General features: G+C 70.3%; 15 protein-coding genes and 1 pseudogene. 5 read left to right on the forward strand and 11 right to left on the reverse strand.

From position 1 onward, the window contains the following. Nucleotides 1–192: 192 nt before the first annotated feature. Nucleotides 193–1,170: a tetratricopeptide repeat protein gene (locus tag B5557_RS13720; RefSeq protein ID WP_079659451.1), complete on the reverse strand. Its 978-nt coding sequence runs from the start codon at nt 1,168–1,170 to the stop codon at nt 193–195. A gap of 185 nt (nt 1,171–1,355) precedes the next feature. Between B5557_RS13720 and B5557_RS13725 the strand changes: the two genes are divergently transcribed. Then, nucleotides 1,356–1,979 (forward strand): TetR/AcrR family transcriptional regulator, encoded by a 624-nt coding sequence (locus B5557_RS13725; RefSeq protein WP_079659452.1) that lies wholly within the window; start codon nt 1,356–1,358, stop codon nt 1,977–1,979. Nucleotides 1,980–2,051: 72 nt separating this feature from the next. Here the strand turns inward: B5557_RS13725 and B5557_RS13730 are convergent, their stop codons facing one another. From B5557_RS13730 to B5557_RS13760, 7 genes and pseudogenes are all read right to left on the reverse strand, one after another. After that, nucleotides 2,052–3,752 carry an acyl-CoA mutase large subunit family protein gene (locus B5557_RS13730; protein WP_079659455.1) on the reverse strand — a complete coding sequence of 567 codons (1,701 nt, stop codon included), beginning with the start codon at nt 3,750–3,752 and terminating at the stop codon, nt 2,052–2,054. Between the two features lie 119 nt (nt 3,753–3,871). Then, on the reverse strand, nt 3,872–4,210 hold the full coding sequence (locus B5557_RS13735; protein ID WP_079664761.1) for a DUF3817 domain-containing protein: 339 nt from the start codon (nt 4,208–4,210) through the stop codon (nt 3,872–3,874). A 56-nt stretch (nt 4,211–4,266) separates the two neighbouring features. Further along, complete coding sequence (locus B5557_RS13740) at nt 4,267–4,776, reverse strand: MarR family winged helix-turn-helix transcriptional regulator (protein WP_079659470.1); 510 nt, start codon at nt 4,774–4,776, stop codon at nt 4,267–4,269. An 11-nt stretch (nt 4,777–4,787) separates the two neighbouring features. Next, nucleotides 4,788–5,234 (reverse strand): annotated as a pseudogene (locus B5557_RS13745) (MFS transporter); the annotation flags it as partial. Nucleotides 5,235–5,246: 12 nt separating this feature from the next. After that, nucleotides 5,247–6,236 carry a matrixin family metalloprotease gene (locus B5557_RS13750; RefSeq protein WP_079659482.1) on the reverse strand — a complete coding sequence of 330 codons (990 nt, stop codon included), beginning with the start codon at nt 6,234–6,236 and terminating at the stop codon, nt 5,247–5,249. 150 nt (nt 6,237–6,386) lie between these two features. Further along, nucleotides 6,387–6,680 (reverse strand): MTH1187 family thiamine-binding protein, encoded by a 294-nt coding sequence (locus B5557_RS13755; protein ID WP_079659483.1) that lies wholly within the window; start codon nt 6,678–6,680, stop codon nt 6,387–6,389. Then, the gene (locus B5557_RS13760; RefSeq protein WP_079659484.1) at nt 6,677–7,027 is read right to left on the reverse strand and encodes a DUF3817 domain-containing protein; all 351 of its coding nucleotides are present in this window, start codon (nt 7,025–7,027) and stop codon (nt 6,677–6,679) included. Before B5557_RS13760 ends, B5557_RS13755 begins: the two co-directional genes overlap by 4 nt. 182 nt (nt 7,028–7,209) lie before the next feature. Here B5557_RS13760 and B5557_RS13765 point away from each other — a divergent pair, with 182 nt between their 5' ends. From B5557_RS13765 to B5557_RS13780, 4 genes are all read left to right on the forward strand, one after another. Then, nucleotides 7,210–7,842: an AIM24 family protein gene (locus B5557_RS13765; RefSeq protein ID WP_079659485.1), complete on the forward strand. Its 633-nt coding sequence runs from the start codon at nt 7,210–7,212 to the stop codon at nt 7,840–7,842. Between the two features lies 1 nt (nt 7,843). Beyond that, nucleotides 7,844–8,494 carry an AIM24 family protein gene (locus tag B5557_RS13770; protein WP_079659486.1) on the forward strand — a complete coding sequence of 217 codons (651 nt, stop codon included), beginning with the start codon at nt 7,844–7,846 and terminating at the stop codon, nt 8,492–8,494. Between the two features lie 2 nt (nt 8,495–8,496). Further along, entirely contained in the window at nt 8,497–9,303 is an 807-nt protein-coding gene (locus tag B5557_RS13775; protein WP_173877827.1) for an AIM24 family protein, read from the forward strand. A 92-nt stretch (nt 9,304–9,395) separates the two neighbouring features. Further along, complete coding sequence (locus tag B5557_RS13780) at nt 9,396–9,872, forward strand: MarR family winged helix-turn-helix transcriptional regulator (RefSeq protein ID WP_079659488.1); 477 nt, start codon at nt 9,396–9,398, stop codon at nt 9,870–9,872. A gap of 28 nt (nt 9,873–9,900) precedes the next feature. Here the strand turns inward: B5557_RS13780 and B5557_RS13785 are convergent, their stop codons facing one another. The 3 genes from B5557_RS13785 to B5557_RS13795 all read right to left on the reverse strand — a co-directional run bounded on the left by B5557_RS13785 (nt 9,901) and on the right by B5557_RS13795 (nt 13,717). Next, the gene (locus B5557_RS13785) at nt 9,901–11,127 is read right to left on the reverse strand and encodes an MFS transporter (RefSeq protein ID WP_079659489.1); all 1,227 of its coding nucleotides are present in this window, start codon (nt 11,125–11,127) and stop codon (nt 9,901–9,903) included. A 376-nt stretch (nt 11,128–11,503) separates the two neighbouring features. Further along, complete coding sequence (gene meaB, locus B5557_RS13790; protein ID WP_079659490.1) at nt 11,504–12,460, reverse strand: methylmalonyl Co-A mutase-associated GTPase MeaB; 957 nt, start codon at nt 12,458–12,460, stop codon at nt 11,504–11,506. Between the two features lie 45 nt (nt 12,461–12,505). After that, entirely contained in the window at nt 12,506–13,717 is a 1,212-nt protein-coding gene (locus B5557_RS13795; RefSeq protein WP_079659491.1) for an acetyl-CoA C-acetyltransferase, read from the reverse strand. Between the last annotated feature and the right edge of the window lie 136 nt (nt 13,718–13,853).

The following is a 13,853-nucleotide window of genomic DNA, read 5'->3' on the forward strand; positions in this document are numbered from 1 at the left end:
CCAGGACAAAGCTGTTGATCGATGGACAGAATCCGACAGATCAACGCCATAGCCTTACTGGCAGTAACAGCGGCCGCGATTACCAAGATTTGGTAAAACGCGGCCGCGGAAGGCCCATCTCGGCAGAACTTTCACTCCGGCGACACGGGCTCTGACGTTTAGCGACTGGTCAGAACCCGCGCTCCGCCCGGATCAGAACAGCGCACGCGCCAGCGCCCGCCGGGCCGCCGCCACCCGGGGGTCGTCCGGCCCGACCACCTCGAACAGTTCGAGCAGTCGCATCCGTGCGGCGTCCCGGTCGTCGCCGGACGTGCGCTGCACGGTGTCGATGAGCCGCCCGAAGGCGTCCTCGACATGACCGCCCACCAGATCCAGGTCGGCCACGGCGATCTGCGCCTCGACGTCCATGGGTTGGTCGGCCGCCTCCTTGCGCACCTGCTGCGGATCCATACCACCCACCCGCTGAAGCAACTCGGCCTGCGCGAGCCCGAGTTTGGCCTCACTGTTGCCCGGGTCGTCGGCGAGCACGTTCTTGTACGCCTGCACCGCGCCGCCGAAGTCACCGGCGTCCAGCGCCTGTACGGCGGCTTCGAGCAGTCCGTCGTACGGCCCGACCGGCTCGGCCGCGGCGGCCTCCGGACGGCCGCCCGGCTCGGCGTCGGGATCGACGCTCAGACCGGTGAGCCCGAACCGCTGCTCGGCGACCTGCACCAACTGGTCGAGGGTCTGCCGGATCTGGGCCTCGCCGGCCGCCCCCTGGAAGAGCGGCAGCGCCTGCCCTGCGACGACCGCGAACACCGCCGGGATGCCCTGCACCCCGAACTGCTGCATCAGCATCTGGTTAGCGTCGACGTCGATCTTGGCGAGCAGGAAGCGGCCGTTGTACTCGACGGCGAGCCGCTCCAGGACGGGGCTCAGCTGCTTACAGGGCTGACACCACTCGGCCCAGAAGTCGATGACGACCGGCACCTCGGCGGACCGCTGCAGGACCTCCTGCTCGAAACCCGCCTCATCGACGTCGATGACGAGATCGGCCGGGGAGACGGCGCCCGCGCCGCCCTGCCGCGCCGTTTCGGCGCGCGTCTGCTCCGCCTTCGCCTTGGCCTCCTGGGCCGCCTTCACCGCGGCGAGGTCGACGACTCCGCTCATGGACATGTTCCGTGGCTGCATGCGTCTATCCTCCCCCGTCAGCGCGCCTGCATGAAAAAGCGTCCCGTTTACGCCCGACAACACGAGCTTACGCTACGAGTCGTAGCGTAATGGCACTGAGTGCCGCCACAACACCACCCCCTGGGTCGCCCTCTGGTGATCTGCCTCACGGAAGCCCGGAACAAACCGCCGGTTATGGTCGGGGGATGCAGAGCCGCACCCCCGTATGCCGTACCGGCCGTCCGCGCAGCGCCGCCGCGGACACCGCGATCCTGGCTGCGACACGGGAGGCGCTGGTCGAACTTGGCTGGTCGAAGCTCACCCTGGGCGACGTGGCCGCGCGCGCGGGCGTGGCGAAGACGACCCTCTACCGCCGCTGGTCCGGCAAGAGCGAACTGGTCGTCGACGCGGTCGCGGAACTCTTCGGCGAACTCGAACTCCCCGACCGCGGCAGCCTGGCCGCCGACATCGAGGGCGTGGTCCTGCAGTTCGCGGCGATCCTGGCCCGCCCGGAGGCCAAGAGCGGTCTGATGGCGGCCGTCGCCGAGTCCACGCGCGACGGCGAGCTGCGCGAGCGCATCCGCGCCTCCATCGTCGACCCTCAGAAGGACCTCGTCCTGGAGGGCCGGGCCCGTGCCCGTGCCCGCGGCGAACTCCCCCCGGAGTCCGACCCCGAGGAGGCGGCCCGCACCGTCGACCTCATCTTCGACGTCGTCGCCGGCGCGGTCGTCCACCGCACCCTGGTCAGCGCGGAACCGGCGGACGAGGAGTGGGTGCGCCGCTTCACGACGATCCTGCTGAGCGGCCTCACGGGCCTGCCCGGTTCCTAGCCGTCGGGTTCCCGCCCTGGATCACAGCTCCCGGGGCCGTTCAGAAACCCGCCGGTTCAGAAACCCGCCGGTTCAGAAACCGGCCGGCTCCGTGTACACCCCCCACTCGTCCCGCAGGGCGTCACAGATCTCGCCCAGCGTCGCCTCGGCGCGTACCGCGTCCAGCATCGGCCCGATCATGTTGGAGCCGTCACGGGCGGCGGCCAGCATGGCGTCGAGGGCGGTGCGTACGGCCCGCTCGTCCCGGGCCGCCTTCCGCGCAGCCAGCGCCCGGACCTGCTCCCGCTCCACCTCGTGGCTGACCCGCAGGATCTCCAGCTCCCCGGTCACCGATCCGGTGTGCGCGTTGACGCCGACGACCTTCTTCTCCCCCTTCTCCAGGGCCTGCTGGTAGCGGAAGGCGGACTCGGCGATCTCGCCGGTGAACCAGCCGTCCTCGATGCCGCGCAGGATGCCGGAGGTGATGGGCCCGATGGGGTGCCGCCCGTCGGGGTGGGCCCGGGTGCCGCGCTCCTTTATCTGCTCGAAGATCTTCTCGGCGTCCGCCTCGATCCGGTCCGTCAACTGCTCGACGAACCACGAACCACCCAGTGGGTCGGCCACGCTCGCGACGCCGGTCTCCTCCATCAGCACCTGCTGTGTGCGCAGCGCGATCTCCGCCGCCTGCTCGCTCGGCAGCGCGAGGGTCTCGTCGAGGGCGTTGGTGTGCAGCGAGTTGGTCCCGCCGAGCACCGCCGCGAGCGCCTCCACCGCCGTACGGACCACGTTGTTGTACGGCTGCTGGGCGGTCAGCGAGACGCCGGCGGTCTGGGTGTGGAAGCGCAGCCACTGCGCCTTCTCGGAGCGCGCCCCGTAGACGTCGCGCATCCACCGCGCCCAGATCCGGCGCGCCGCACGGAACTTGGCGATCTCCTCGAAGAAGTCGAGGTGCGCGTCGAAGAAGAAGGACAGGCCGGGCGCGAACACGTCCACGTCCAGGCCGCGGCTGAGCCCCAGTTCGACGTACCCGAAGCCGTCCGCCAGCGTGTACGCCAGCTCCTGCGCGGCCGTCGAGCCCGCCTCCCGGATGTGGTAGCCGGAGACGGACAGCGGCTTGTAGGCGGGGATGCCGGCCGCGCAGTACTCCATCAGGTCGCCGATCAGGCGCAGATGCGGCTCGGGCTGGAAGAGCCACTCCTTCTGGGCGATGTACTCCTTGAAGATGTCCGTCTGGAGCGTGCCGTTGAGGACGCCCGGATCCACGCCCTGCCGTTCGGCGGCCACGAGGTACATGCAGAAGACGGGGACGGCGGGACCGCTGATGGTCATGGAGGTCGTCACGTCACCGAGCGGGATGTCCTTGAAGAGGACCTCCATGTCGGCGGCGGAGTCGATGGCGACCCCGCAGTGCCCGACCTCGCCCAGGGAGCGCGCGTCGTCGGAGTCGCGCCCCATCAGGGTCGGCATGTCGAAGGCGACGGACAGGCCCCCGCCGCCGTTGGCGAGGATCATCTTGTAGCGCTCGTTGGTCTGCTCGGCGTTGCCGAACCCCGCGAACTGCCGGATCGTCCAGGTGCGCCCTCGGTAACCGGTCGGGTACAGCCCGCGCGTGAAGGGGTACTCGCCGGGCCAGCCGATCCGCTCGAAGCCGTCGTAGGCGTCACCAGGCCGCGGCCCGTAGACCGGCTCCACGGGGTCCCCGGAGAGCGTGCTGAAGTCGGCCTCACGCCTGCGCGAAGCGTCGTACCGGGCCTGCCAGCGGCGGCGGCCCTCCTCGATGGCGTCAGCGTCCATGCTTTCAATTTACTAGGACGTCCGAATAAATGTCGATGGATTCGATGAATTTTAGTAGGACGTCCTAGTAAAACTTCGCGAACAACCGCCGCACGCGCGTGTGGCGTACGGCGGTGGGGCTACGCCTTGACGGGCGTCGGCGCCGCGTCCGCGAGCTTGCCCTCCAGCTCGTGGCTGATCTTCCGCTCCACGATGAACGCGGCCGTCGGGATCGTCCCCGCCAGCAGCACCCACAGCTGCTTGCCGACCGGCCACTTCGCCTTGGAGCCCAGGTCGAAGGCGAAGACCAGGTAGACGACGTAGAGCCAGCCGTGCGCGATGGCCACCACGCGGGTGAAGTCCGCGGCGCCGTCGACGTCCAGGCCGTACTTGGCGATCATGCTCAGGCACAGCAGGACCAGCAGGACACCGGTGACGTAGGCCAGGACGCGGTAGCGGGTCAGCACGCTCTTTTTCATGAGGACGAGCGTAACCATCGGTTATCGGGCGATCTTGCGCGGGGTGAGGACAGGTGCTACTGGTCCTCGAAGTCGTTCGCCGCCACCCGCAGCGGGCGCAGCATCGCGAAGATCTCGCCGCACTCCTCCGCGTCGTACACCCCGAGCCCGAAGTCCATCGCCATCAGGTCCCGGGTGGCCGCCTCGACGACCTCGCGGCCCTTGTCGGTGATGACGGCGAGGGTGCCGCGCCCGTCGTTGGGGTTGGGGCGCTTGTCCACCAGTCCCGACCTGACCAGGCGGTCGACGGTGTTCGTCACCGAGGTGGGATGCACCTGGAGCCGTTCGCCGATCTTCGACATGGTCAGCTCGCCCTCCTTGGAGAAGGTGAGCAGCACCAGCGCCTCGTAGCGTGCGAACGTCAGGCCGTACGGTTTGACCACGGCGTCCACCTCGGCGAGCAGGATCTGGTGCGCGCGCATGATCGAGGTGATCGCGGCCATGGACGGCACGTTTCCCCAGCGCTGCTTCCAGAGCTCGTCGGCGCGGGCGATGGGGTCGAAGGGGAGACTGAGCGGTTTCGGCACGTCTCCAGACCTTACCGGCCGGTCATATCGCGGTCAGCCCCGTCTCGGCCTTCGGTCCGCCGGACCTCCCCGGCCACCGCCACACAGCACACCGTCCCCAGCACCCCCGCCCCCGTGACCGCGCCCGCCACGCCCACGAGCTCCGCGGCCACCCCCGCCAGGGCCATGCCGACGCCCTGGAACGTCATGAGCCCCGCGGTGAGCAGCGTCATGGCCCGTCCGCGCAGCTCCTCGGGCCCGTCCCGGACGATCCACTGGTCGAGGCCGAGGGTGTACGCCGAGCCGGCCCCCGACACCAGCAGCAGGACGAGGGAGACGGCGAGACCGGGGTGGAGGGCGTAGCCCAGGTAGGGCAGCAGCGTCACACAGACGAGCGGAAGGGCGATGCGCTCGCGGGTGACGGGACGCAGTCGGGCCCCCGCGTACAGCTCGCCGGCGATGGCGCCGACCGGCAGCGCGCGGTCGTTCAGTCATCGAGTCGTTCCGTAGAGGCTGCGCAGGCCGAGGACGTCGCCCTTGCCGAGGCTGCGGGCTCCGGTGGAGCAGGCGAAGGAGTTCGCGTACATGGTGAGGTTCTCGTGTCCGGCGCCGGAGTGGCCGAGGCCGAAGACATGGCCGGCCTCGTGCGTGGCGACGCTGCGGATGTCGTACGCGCGCGTGCAGCCGCCGGACGGCTTGTCGGTGAACGTGTAGTCGTGGGTGTTGAAGCGGACGTCGGCCTCGAGGAGTTCGTCCGGGCCGCCGGGGACCGGACGGCTCCATGAGCAGGTCGTGGCGACGGCGTCGGTGCCGAGGTCGCCCCCGTCCCAGACGCTCAGGCCGTCCCGGCGGACGCAGCGGGCCGCGCGGTCGATGCCGGCCTCGTTGCCGGTGGTCGACAGGTAGCGGGCCTTCGCCATGACGGCGTCGTCGTAACCGCAGTCGTTGCGGCTGGTGGTGATGGTGGCGATGGCGTCCTCGAAGGCCCGCCGGGCCTCGGCGCGGGACAGGCCGCCGGGCAGGGGGCCGTCGCCGACGAACCACTCGTACGTGCCGTACTCCTTGCGGCCGGCCGTGGAGTAGGCGCCGTCGGCGCAGGGAGCGGGCGCGTCGGCGCGGCTGCCCGCGACGGCTTCGGTGCGGGCCTCCTCGTGGGGGTAGGAGACCGTGCCGTCGGCGGCGACGGCCAGGGTGAAGTCGCCTGCCGAGCCGTTCGTGGTGAGCGCGTCGACGCTGACCGTCGTGCCGGGTTCGGGCACCGTCACGGCCGCCCCGGCGTGGGTGACCACACGGCCGACGGCCAGGCAGTCGAGCACGGACGAGCCGGCGGGCAGGTCGTCGACGGTCAGCTCGCCCCGGGCGCGGGCGCACGCGGGCGTCGCGCGGTGCGCCTCCCCCACGCAGACCACCGCCAGCGATGCCGTCAGTACGAACGCCGTGATCGCCCTGCCGAGTCGCCCCGGTCCGCGCCGCCCTGCCACCGCACACTCCCCTTCAATGCCACGCCACCGGGCGCAACTTGATCGACCCCGGGAGACATTAGCCATGCGGCACACGCCAAAACCCCGACCGCTGTCACCCGTTCGAGCGACTGCTCAAACGGGTGTACCAGCCACTGCCGGGGCAGGGCGTCACTGGCCGAGGTGGCGCTCCACGGTCTCCACCTTCGAGGTGAGGCCGTCCGTCACGCCGGGGCGGATGTCCGCCTTGAGGACCAGGGAGACCCGGGGGGCGCGTGCCTCGACTGCGGCCACGGCGCGCTTGACGACGTCCATGACCTCGTCCCACTCGCCCTCGATGGACGTGAACATGGCGTCGGTGCGGTTCGGGAGGCCGGACTCGCGGACGACCCGGACGGCGTCGGCGACGTATTCGCCGACGTCCTCGCCGACGCCCAGCGGGGTGACCGAGAAGGCGACGATCATGCGTTCACGACGCCTTCCTGGCGGGCGCGGGCCGCGATGACCGCGTCCTCGCTGGCACGACGCAGGCGGCGCTCGGCGATGAGGCCACCTCCAGGGATGATCGAGTACGCGAAGTAGAGGGCCGCGGTCTTCCGGGACCACTTCGTGCGATTCCAGGCGTCCGCCCAGAAGAGCACATACAAGACGAACAGCACGCCGTGGATCGGGCCGAGCACCCGGGCCACGTCGACGCTGGACGTGATCGTGTATTTGATGATCGTGCAGACCGCGAGGATGATCCAGGAGATGCCTTCCGGCACGGAGATCAGGCGGAGACGGCGGATGGCGGAAGCTGTCTTCAGGTCCACGAGTCACCTTCGGGGGGAGGTACGGCGATGGGCGGGCGGTTTGTGAACGCCGGTTTGTGAATGCGCGCACAAGCGTTCGTCCATTGTGGCAAACGGTCCCCCTAAGGGTGCGTTCAGGGTCGCTCTCCACCCCCGGGTGCTGTTCGGCGCACCCGTCCGGCGGCTACCTTCGCAGCGTGGCGATGTTTCGACTTCAAGGCAGCAAGGTGCTTGCCGTCGACATGACCGGGGACGCCGTGAAGGCGAAGAACGGCTCGATGGTCGCGTACGACGGGCAGATGGCCTTCAAGAAGCTCAGCGGGGGCGGCGAGGGGATCCGGGGGATGGTGACCCGGCGGCTCACCGGCGAGCAGATGACCGTGATGGAGGTGAGGGGGCAGGGCACGTGCTGGTTCGCCGACCGGGCCTCCGAGATCAACCTGGTCCAACTCCAGGGGGACAAGCTGTACGTCGAGTCGAGCAACCTGCTCGCGACCGACGCGGGCCTCAGGACGGGGACGAGTTTCACCGGGCTGCGCGGCGCGACCCAGGGCAACGGGCTGTTCACGACGACCGTCGAGGGGCACGGCCAGGCCGCGATCACCTCGGACGGGCCGGCGGTGGTGCTGCGCGTCAGCCCGCAGTACCCGCTGACCGTGGACCCCGGCGCGTATGTCGCGCACCAGGGCAACGTCCGGCAGTCCTTCCAGTCAGGCGTGACGTTCCGCACGTTCATGGGCGAGGGCGGCGGCGAGGCCTTCCAGATCCGCTTCGAGGGGGACGGCCTGGTGTACGTCCAGCCGAGCGAGCGCAACACGATCGCGGGGGACGTGTGAGATGACCTTCCGTGAGATCAACTCCAAGATGGTCGAGGCGACCGTCGTCCCCGGGCAACGGCTCTTCAGCCAGCGCGGCGCGATGCTGGCCTACCGCGGCGAGGTGGCGTTCACGCCCAACATCCAGGGCGGGCAGGGCGGCGTGATGTCCATGATCGGGCGGCGGCTCGCCAACGAGGACACGCCCCTGATGACCGTCGAGGGCAGCGGCACGGTCCTGTTCGGGCACGGCGGCCACCACGTCCAGGTCATCCGGCTCACCGGCGACACGCTGTACGTGGAGGCGGACCGGCTGCTCGCCTTCGAGGGCACGCTCCAGCAGGGCACGATGTTCCTCGGCTCGCAGGGCGGGGTCATGGGCATGGTGCGCGGCCAGGTCAGCGGCCAGGGGCTGTTCACCACCACCCTGAAGGGACACGGGGCCGTCGCCGTGATGGCCCACGGCGGGGTCTTCGAGGTCCCGATCACCCCGCAGCGTCCCATCCATGTCGACCCCCAGGCCTACGTCGCGCACCACGGCGACGTCCGCAACAAGCTGTCGACCGCGCTGGGCTGGCGGGACATGGTGGGCCGCGGCTCGGGCGAGGCGTTCCAGCTGGAACTCAGCGGCAGCGGTGCGGTGTTCGTCCAGGCATCGGAGGAGAAGCTGTGAGCATGTACGGGGCTCCGGGCGGCGGCCCGACGGTGCACGACCCCATGACCCTGCCGGTCGACGACAACGTGAACAACTACACCTTCTGCGTGGAGCTCAAGGGGAGCCAGTGGTTCCTGCAGAAGGGGAAGATGATCGCCTACTACGGCTCGATCGACTTCAACGGCGTCGGACACGGCCGGCTGGACCGTCTCGTGCGCACCTCGTTCCATTCGCCTCTGCACGCGAGCGACTGGGTCGTGGCGGAGGGCTCGGGCAAGATGCTCCTCGCAGACCGGGCCTTCGATGTGAATTCGTATGATCTGGACGACGGCAATCTGACCATTCGCTCGGGCAATCTGCTCGCTTTTCAGCCAAGTCTGTCGCTCAAGCAGTCGATCGTCCCCGGATTTCTGACGCTGATCGGAACCGGAAAGTTCGTCGCCGCGTCCAACGGTCCGGTGGTGTTCATGGAGCCGCCGATCCGGGTGGACCCGCAAGCGCTTGTCGGCTGGGCCGACTGCCCGTCCCCGTGCCATCACTACGACCACGGGTACATGACCGGCGTCATGGGCGGTCTACGTGCACTGACAGGCCTTGGAGGGGCCTCCGGGGAGGAGCATCAGTTCGAGTTCGTGGGTGCCGGCACGGTGCTTCTGCAGTCGACCGAGATCCTCATGGCCGAGCAGGCCACGGGGGCCGTCCCGCACGAGCCGGGAGTGCCCGGCGGCGGCGCGGGAGCGGGTGGTCACGGCGGCCACGGAGCGCAATCCGGCGCACCGCGCCTTCCCGGACAGCTGGGAGACCTCCAGCGTCGCTTCGGGCTGTGAGCGGTAGTCTGCGGAGTGTGACATCGAACGCGTGCGCACCGTCACACCACCCTCACTAGTTCGCCTTTCAACATTTTAGGTAGACTTCATTTATGGAGACCGAAACGGCCACGCGCTGGCTGACCAATGCGGAGCAGTGCGCCTGGCGCACCCACCTGGAGGTCAACAGGCTGTTGACGTATCAGCTCGAAAAGGACCTGCAGCCGTTCGGACTGACCATGAACGACTACGAGATCCTGGTGAACCTCTCCGAGTCGGAGGGCGTCCGGATGCGGATGAGCGACCTCGCGTCCGCCACCCTCCAGTCCAAGAGCCGCCTCTCGCACCAGATCACCCGCATGGAGAACGCCAACCTGGTGCGCCGTGAGAACTGCGAGTCCGACCGCCGCGGTCTGTACGCCGTCCTCACCGACCACGGCCTGGAGATGATGCAGAAGGTCGCGCCCCACCATGTGGACTCCGTACGGCGCCACTTCATCGACCTTCTCTCCCCCGAGGCCACGACGGAACTCTCCAAGGCCCTGAAGCCCGTCGCGGAACACCTCCGCACGCACCGGGGACGCCCGTAGGAGTCACGGGGCGCCCCCTGGGCGAGCGTCAGGCGAGGGGTACGAGTTCGCTCGTGCCCCTCCCCCTGGAGGTGCTGGTGAGCGCCGCCGTCAGCAGCACCGCCGCCCCCGTCACCGCGAAGCACACCCCCACCGGCAGCCGTCCGGCCAGCGCGCCCGCGACCGCCGTGCCGGCGGTGCTCCCCGCGTTGACGGCCGTGTTGATCCACGCCCCGGCCCGCACCCGGGCTTCCGGTGCGGCGCACTCGTCGGCGATGAGATAGGCGGTGGTGAGCGCCGGCGACACGAAGAACCCGGCGACCGCGACGGCCACGGCGAGCGTGCCGAGCCCCGGCGCCAGTCCCGCGCCGCACAGGGTCACGCCGAGCCCCGCCGTGAGCAGCGGCAGCCGCATCCCGGGCGCGGTCCGCCAGGCGACGGCCCCGTTGAGCAGCCCGCCGACGGCACTGCCGGCCGACAGCGCGGCCAGCACCCACGCCACGCCCGCCCCGCCGGACCCGGCCCCGTGCCGCTCGGCGAACGCCACGACCAGCAGGTCGACCACGCCCAGCGCGAGCCCGACGCCCGCGACGGCGACGACGGGCCGCCCGAGCCCGCGCAGCCCGCCTCCGCCCCGTCGCACGGCGGCCTCGGCCTTTCCCGGCCGCACGTGCCGCACCGCGGGCGACGACACGAACCCCGCCGTGCCGCCGGCCATCAGGGCCGCCCCGAAGACGATCCCGGCGGCCGGCGGCGCGAAGCCGACGAGGACGCCGACCAGCAACGGGCCCGCGACGAAGAGCAGTTCCTCGGCGACCCCGTCGAGGCTGTAGGCACGCTGCAACAGCGCGCGATCCGGGGCGAGCCTGCCCCACACGGCCCGCATGGTCGGCCCCAGCGGTGGCACACAGGCGCCGGCCGCGGCGGCGAGAACGCCCAGCACGGGGGTGGCGTCGGGGCGCGCGACGGCCGCGGTCAGCAGTGCGAGCATCGCGAGGTACGCGGCGGTCATCGGCACGAGCGCCCGGCGCGGCCCGTACCGGTCGACGAGGGCCGCCCGGGCGGGCGACAGAAAGACGACCGTGGCCCCGAACAGGGCCATCACGGTGCCCGCCACCGGGTACGAGCCCGAGGACCGGGTCACGGCGAGCATCACGGACAGCGGGACGATCCCGTACGACAAGCGGCCGGTCAGAGCGGCGGCGAAGGTACGGCGGGCATGCGGAACGCGCAGCACGACGGCATACGAAGGCCGCACGGCGGGTGAAGCGGACATGAGGAGTTCCTCGACTCATGGCAGGGCGGGAAAGGGGTCGCCGAATCGCCGCGACCGGCGCGGCCGACTGCCGCTCGCCGGTCACGGGCCGAGGCGGGCCCTATGCCAAGAGGAGAAACACGCGGGTGAACGTATCAGCGCGCCCGAGCGCCGCACCACGCCTTTTCCGGGCACCGGGGCCGGACAGGCAAGGGCGGGCATACACCAACCCACCCCCGGTACAACGCAGTTGGACACCACCCGACCAACTCCCCGACCACCACGGAACCGGTGGTACGCCAGACCCGGCCGAGCCCGGGACGGCAGAGTCGGCCGAGCGCGGCGCGGACGTCGGTGTCGCGGTTCTCGGGGGGATGAGCAGGACCGGTGGCGGGGCTCAGCGCTCGGTCAGTCCCGCCACCAGTTGGTCGGCCGCGCGGTAGGGGTCCAGTTCGCCGGCGACGATGCGTTCGGCGAGGGTGCTCAGGCGGCGGTCGCCGTGCAGGTCGCCGATGCGTTCGCGCAGGGCGGTGACGGCGATCGTCTCGACCTCGCGGGCGGCGCGGACGCGGCGCCGCTCGGTGAGGACGCCGTGCTCCTCCATCCACCCGCGGTGCTTCTCCAGCGCCTCGACGACCTCGTCGATGCCCTCGGCGCGGGCGGCGACCGTCTTCACGATCGGCGGACGCCAGTCGCCTGGGCCGCGGGCCTCGCCAAGGCCGAGCATGTGGTTCAGCTCGCGGGCGGTGGCGTCGGCGCCGTCCCGGTCGGCCTTGTTGACGACGTAGACGTCGCCGATCTCCAGGATGCCCGCCTTCGCGGCCTGGATGCCGTCGCCCATGCCCGGCGCCAGCAGCACCACGCTGGTGTCGGCCTGGGAGGCGATCTCGACCTCCGACTGGCCGACGCCGACCGTCTCCACCAGGATCACGTCGCAGCCCGCCGCGTCCAGCACACGGATCGCCTGCGGGGCCGCCCAGGCGAGCCCGCCCAGGTGGCCGCGGGTGGCCATGGAGCGGATATAGACGCCGGGGTCGGAGGCGTGCTCCGACATGCGCACACGGTCGCCGAGCAGGGCGCCGCCGGAGAACGGCGACGACGGGTCGACGGCCAGGACGCCGACCCGCCTGCCCTGCTTGCGGTAGGCGGTCACGAGCGCCGACGTGGACGTCGACTTGCCGACGCCCGGCGAGCCGGTCAGACCGACCACGTACGCGTTGCCCGTGAGCGGGGCCAGGGCCGCCATGACCTCCCTGAGCTGCGGGGACGCCCCCTCCACCAGGGAGATCAGCCGGGCCACCGCCCGGGGCCGGCCTTCCCTGGCCTGGGCGACCAGCGAGGAGACGTCCTGCATCACAGCTCCGTTCAGATCCGTTCAGTAAAAGACGTACGACAGCACTCAGGCCTTCGGTACCCGCACGATCAGCGCGTCACCCTGACCGCCGCCGCCGCACAGCGCCGCCGCGCCGACGCCGCCGCCCCGCCGCTTGAGCTCCAGGGCCAGGTGCAGCACCAGGCGCGCGCCGGACATACCGATCGGGTGGCCCAGGGCGATGGCCCCACCGTTCACGTTCACCTTTTCCGTGGACACGCCGAGGTCCTTCATTGACTGCACGGCGACCGCGGCGAAGGCCTCGTTGATCTCGATCAGATCCAGGTCGGAAACCTCCAGGCCGTCCTTCTTCAGGGCGTGCAGGATGGCGTTGGAGGGCTGCGACTGCAGCGAGTTGTCCGGCCCGGCCACGTTGCCGTGGGCGCCGATCTCGGCGATCCAGGCGAGGCCCAGCTCCTCGGCCTTGGCCTTGCTCATCACGACCACGGCGGCCGCGCCGTCGGAGATCTGCGAGGACGAGCCCGCGGTGATCGTGCCGTCCTTGGTGAACGCCGGGCGGAGCTTGCCCAGGGACTCCGCCGTGGTGTCGGCGCGGATGCCCTCGTCCTTGCTGAAGACGACCGGCTCGCCCTTGCGCTGCGGGATCTCCACCGGGGTGATCTCGGCCTCGAAGACCCCGTTCTTCTGGGCGGCGGCCGCGCGCTGGTGGGAGAGGGCGGCGATCTCGTCCTGCTCCGGACGGGCGATGCCCAGACGGGTGTTGTGCTTCTCCGTGGACTCGCCCATGGCGATGTTCTCGAAGGCGTCGGTCAGACCGTCGTACGCCATCGCGTCGAGCATCTCGATCGCGCCGTACTTGAAGCCCTCGCGGGACTTCGGCAGCAGGTGCGGGGCGTTGGTCATGGACTCCTGGCCGCCGGCCACCACGATGTCGAATTCACCCGCGCGGATCAACTGGTCCGCGAGCGCGATCGCGTCGAGGCCCGACAGACACACCTTGTTGATGGTGAGCGCCGGGACGTTCATCGGGATGCCGGCCTTGACCGCGGCCTGCCGGGCCGGGATCTGGCCCGCGCCGGCCTGCAGCACCTGGCCCATGATCACGTACTGCACCTGGTCGCCGCCGATCCCCGCACGGTCGAGGGCGGCCTTGATCGCGAAACCGCCGAGGTCGGCTCCGGAGAAGGACTTCAGGGAGCCCAGCAGCCGTCCCATGGGCGTACGCGCGCCCGCGACGATCACCGAGGTCGTGCCGTTGGAACCAGTCGATCCAGTCATGAGCTGCGATTCCCCTTACCGGCCTGCACAGGCCGAGGAGTGAACGAGGGTTTACTTCGAATGTACTGAGCGGTAGTCCGCCCCGTCACCGTGCCTTCAGTGTGATCGCGCGCACGTTGCGTAACCACCTCCCAAG

Origin of the sequence: Streptomyces sp. 3214.6, assembly GCF_900129855.1 — a bacterium.
Lineage (GTDB): Bacteria > Actinomycetota > Actinomycetes > Streptomycetales > Streptomycetaceae > Streptomyces > Streptomyces soliscabiei.

Bases quoted from the DNA above. Each gene is read 5' to 3' on its own strand.
- B5557_RS13770 (WP_079659486.1), top strand. From the start codon at position 7,844: ATGACCTTCCGTGAGATCAACTCCAAGATGGTCGAGGCGACCGTCGTC.
- B5557_RS13755 (WP_079659483.1), bottom strand. From the start codon at position 6,680: ATGATCGTCGCCTTCTCGGTCACCCCGCTGGGCGTCGGCGAGGACGTC.
- B5557_RS13725 (WP_079659452.1), top strand. From the start codon at position 1,356: ATGCAGAGCCGCACCCCCGTATGCCGTACCGGCCGTCCGCGCAGCGCC.
- B5557_RS13795 (WP_079659491.1), bottom strand. From the start codon at position 13,717: ATGACTGGATCGACTGGTTCCAACGGCACGACCTCGGTGATCGTCGCG.
- B5557_RS13775 (WP_173877827.1), top strand. From the start codon at position 8,497: ATGTACGGGGCTCCGGGCGGCGGCCCGACGGTGCACGACCCCATGACC.
- B5557_RS13765 (WP_079659485.1), top strand. From the start codon at position 7,210: ATGTTTCGACTTCAAGGCAGCAAGGTGCTTGCCGTCGACATGACCGGG.
- B5557_RS13780 (WP_079659488.1), top strand. From the start codon at position 9,396: ATGGAGACCGAAACGGCCACGCGCTGGCTGACCAATGCGGAGCAGTGC.
- B5557_RS13735 (WP_079664761.1), bottom strand. From the start codon at position 4,210: ATGAAAAAGAGCGTGCTGACCCGCTACCGCGTCCTGGCCTACGTCACC.
- B5557_RS13720 (WP_079659451.1), bottom strand. From the start codon at position 1,170: ATGCAGCCACGGAACATGTCCATGAGCGGAGTCGTCGACCTCGCCGCG.
- B5557_RS13730 (WP_079659455.1), bottom strand. From the start codon at position 3,752: ATGGACGCTGACGCCATCGAGGAGGGCCGCCGCCGCTGGCAGGCCCGG.
- meaB (WP_079659490.1), bottom strand. From the start codon at position 12,460: ATGCAGGACGTCTCCTCGCTGGTCGCCCAGGCCAGGGAAGGCCGGCCC.
- B5557_RS13785 (WP_079659489.1), bottom strand. From the start codon at position 11,127: ATGTCCGCTTCACCCGCCGTGCGGCCTTCGTATGCCGTCGTGCTGCGC.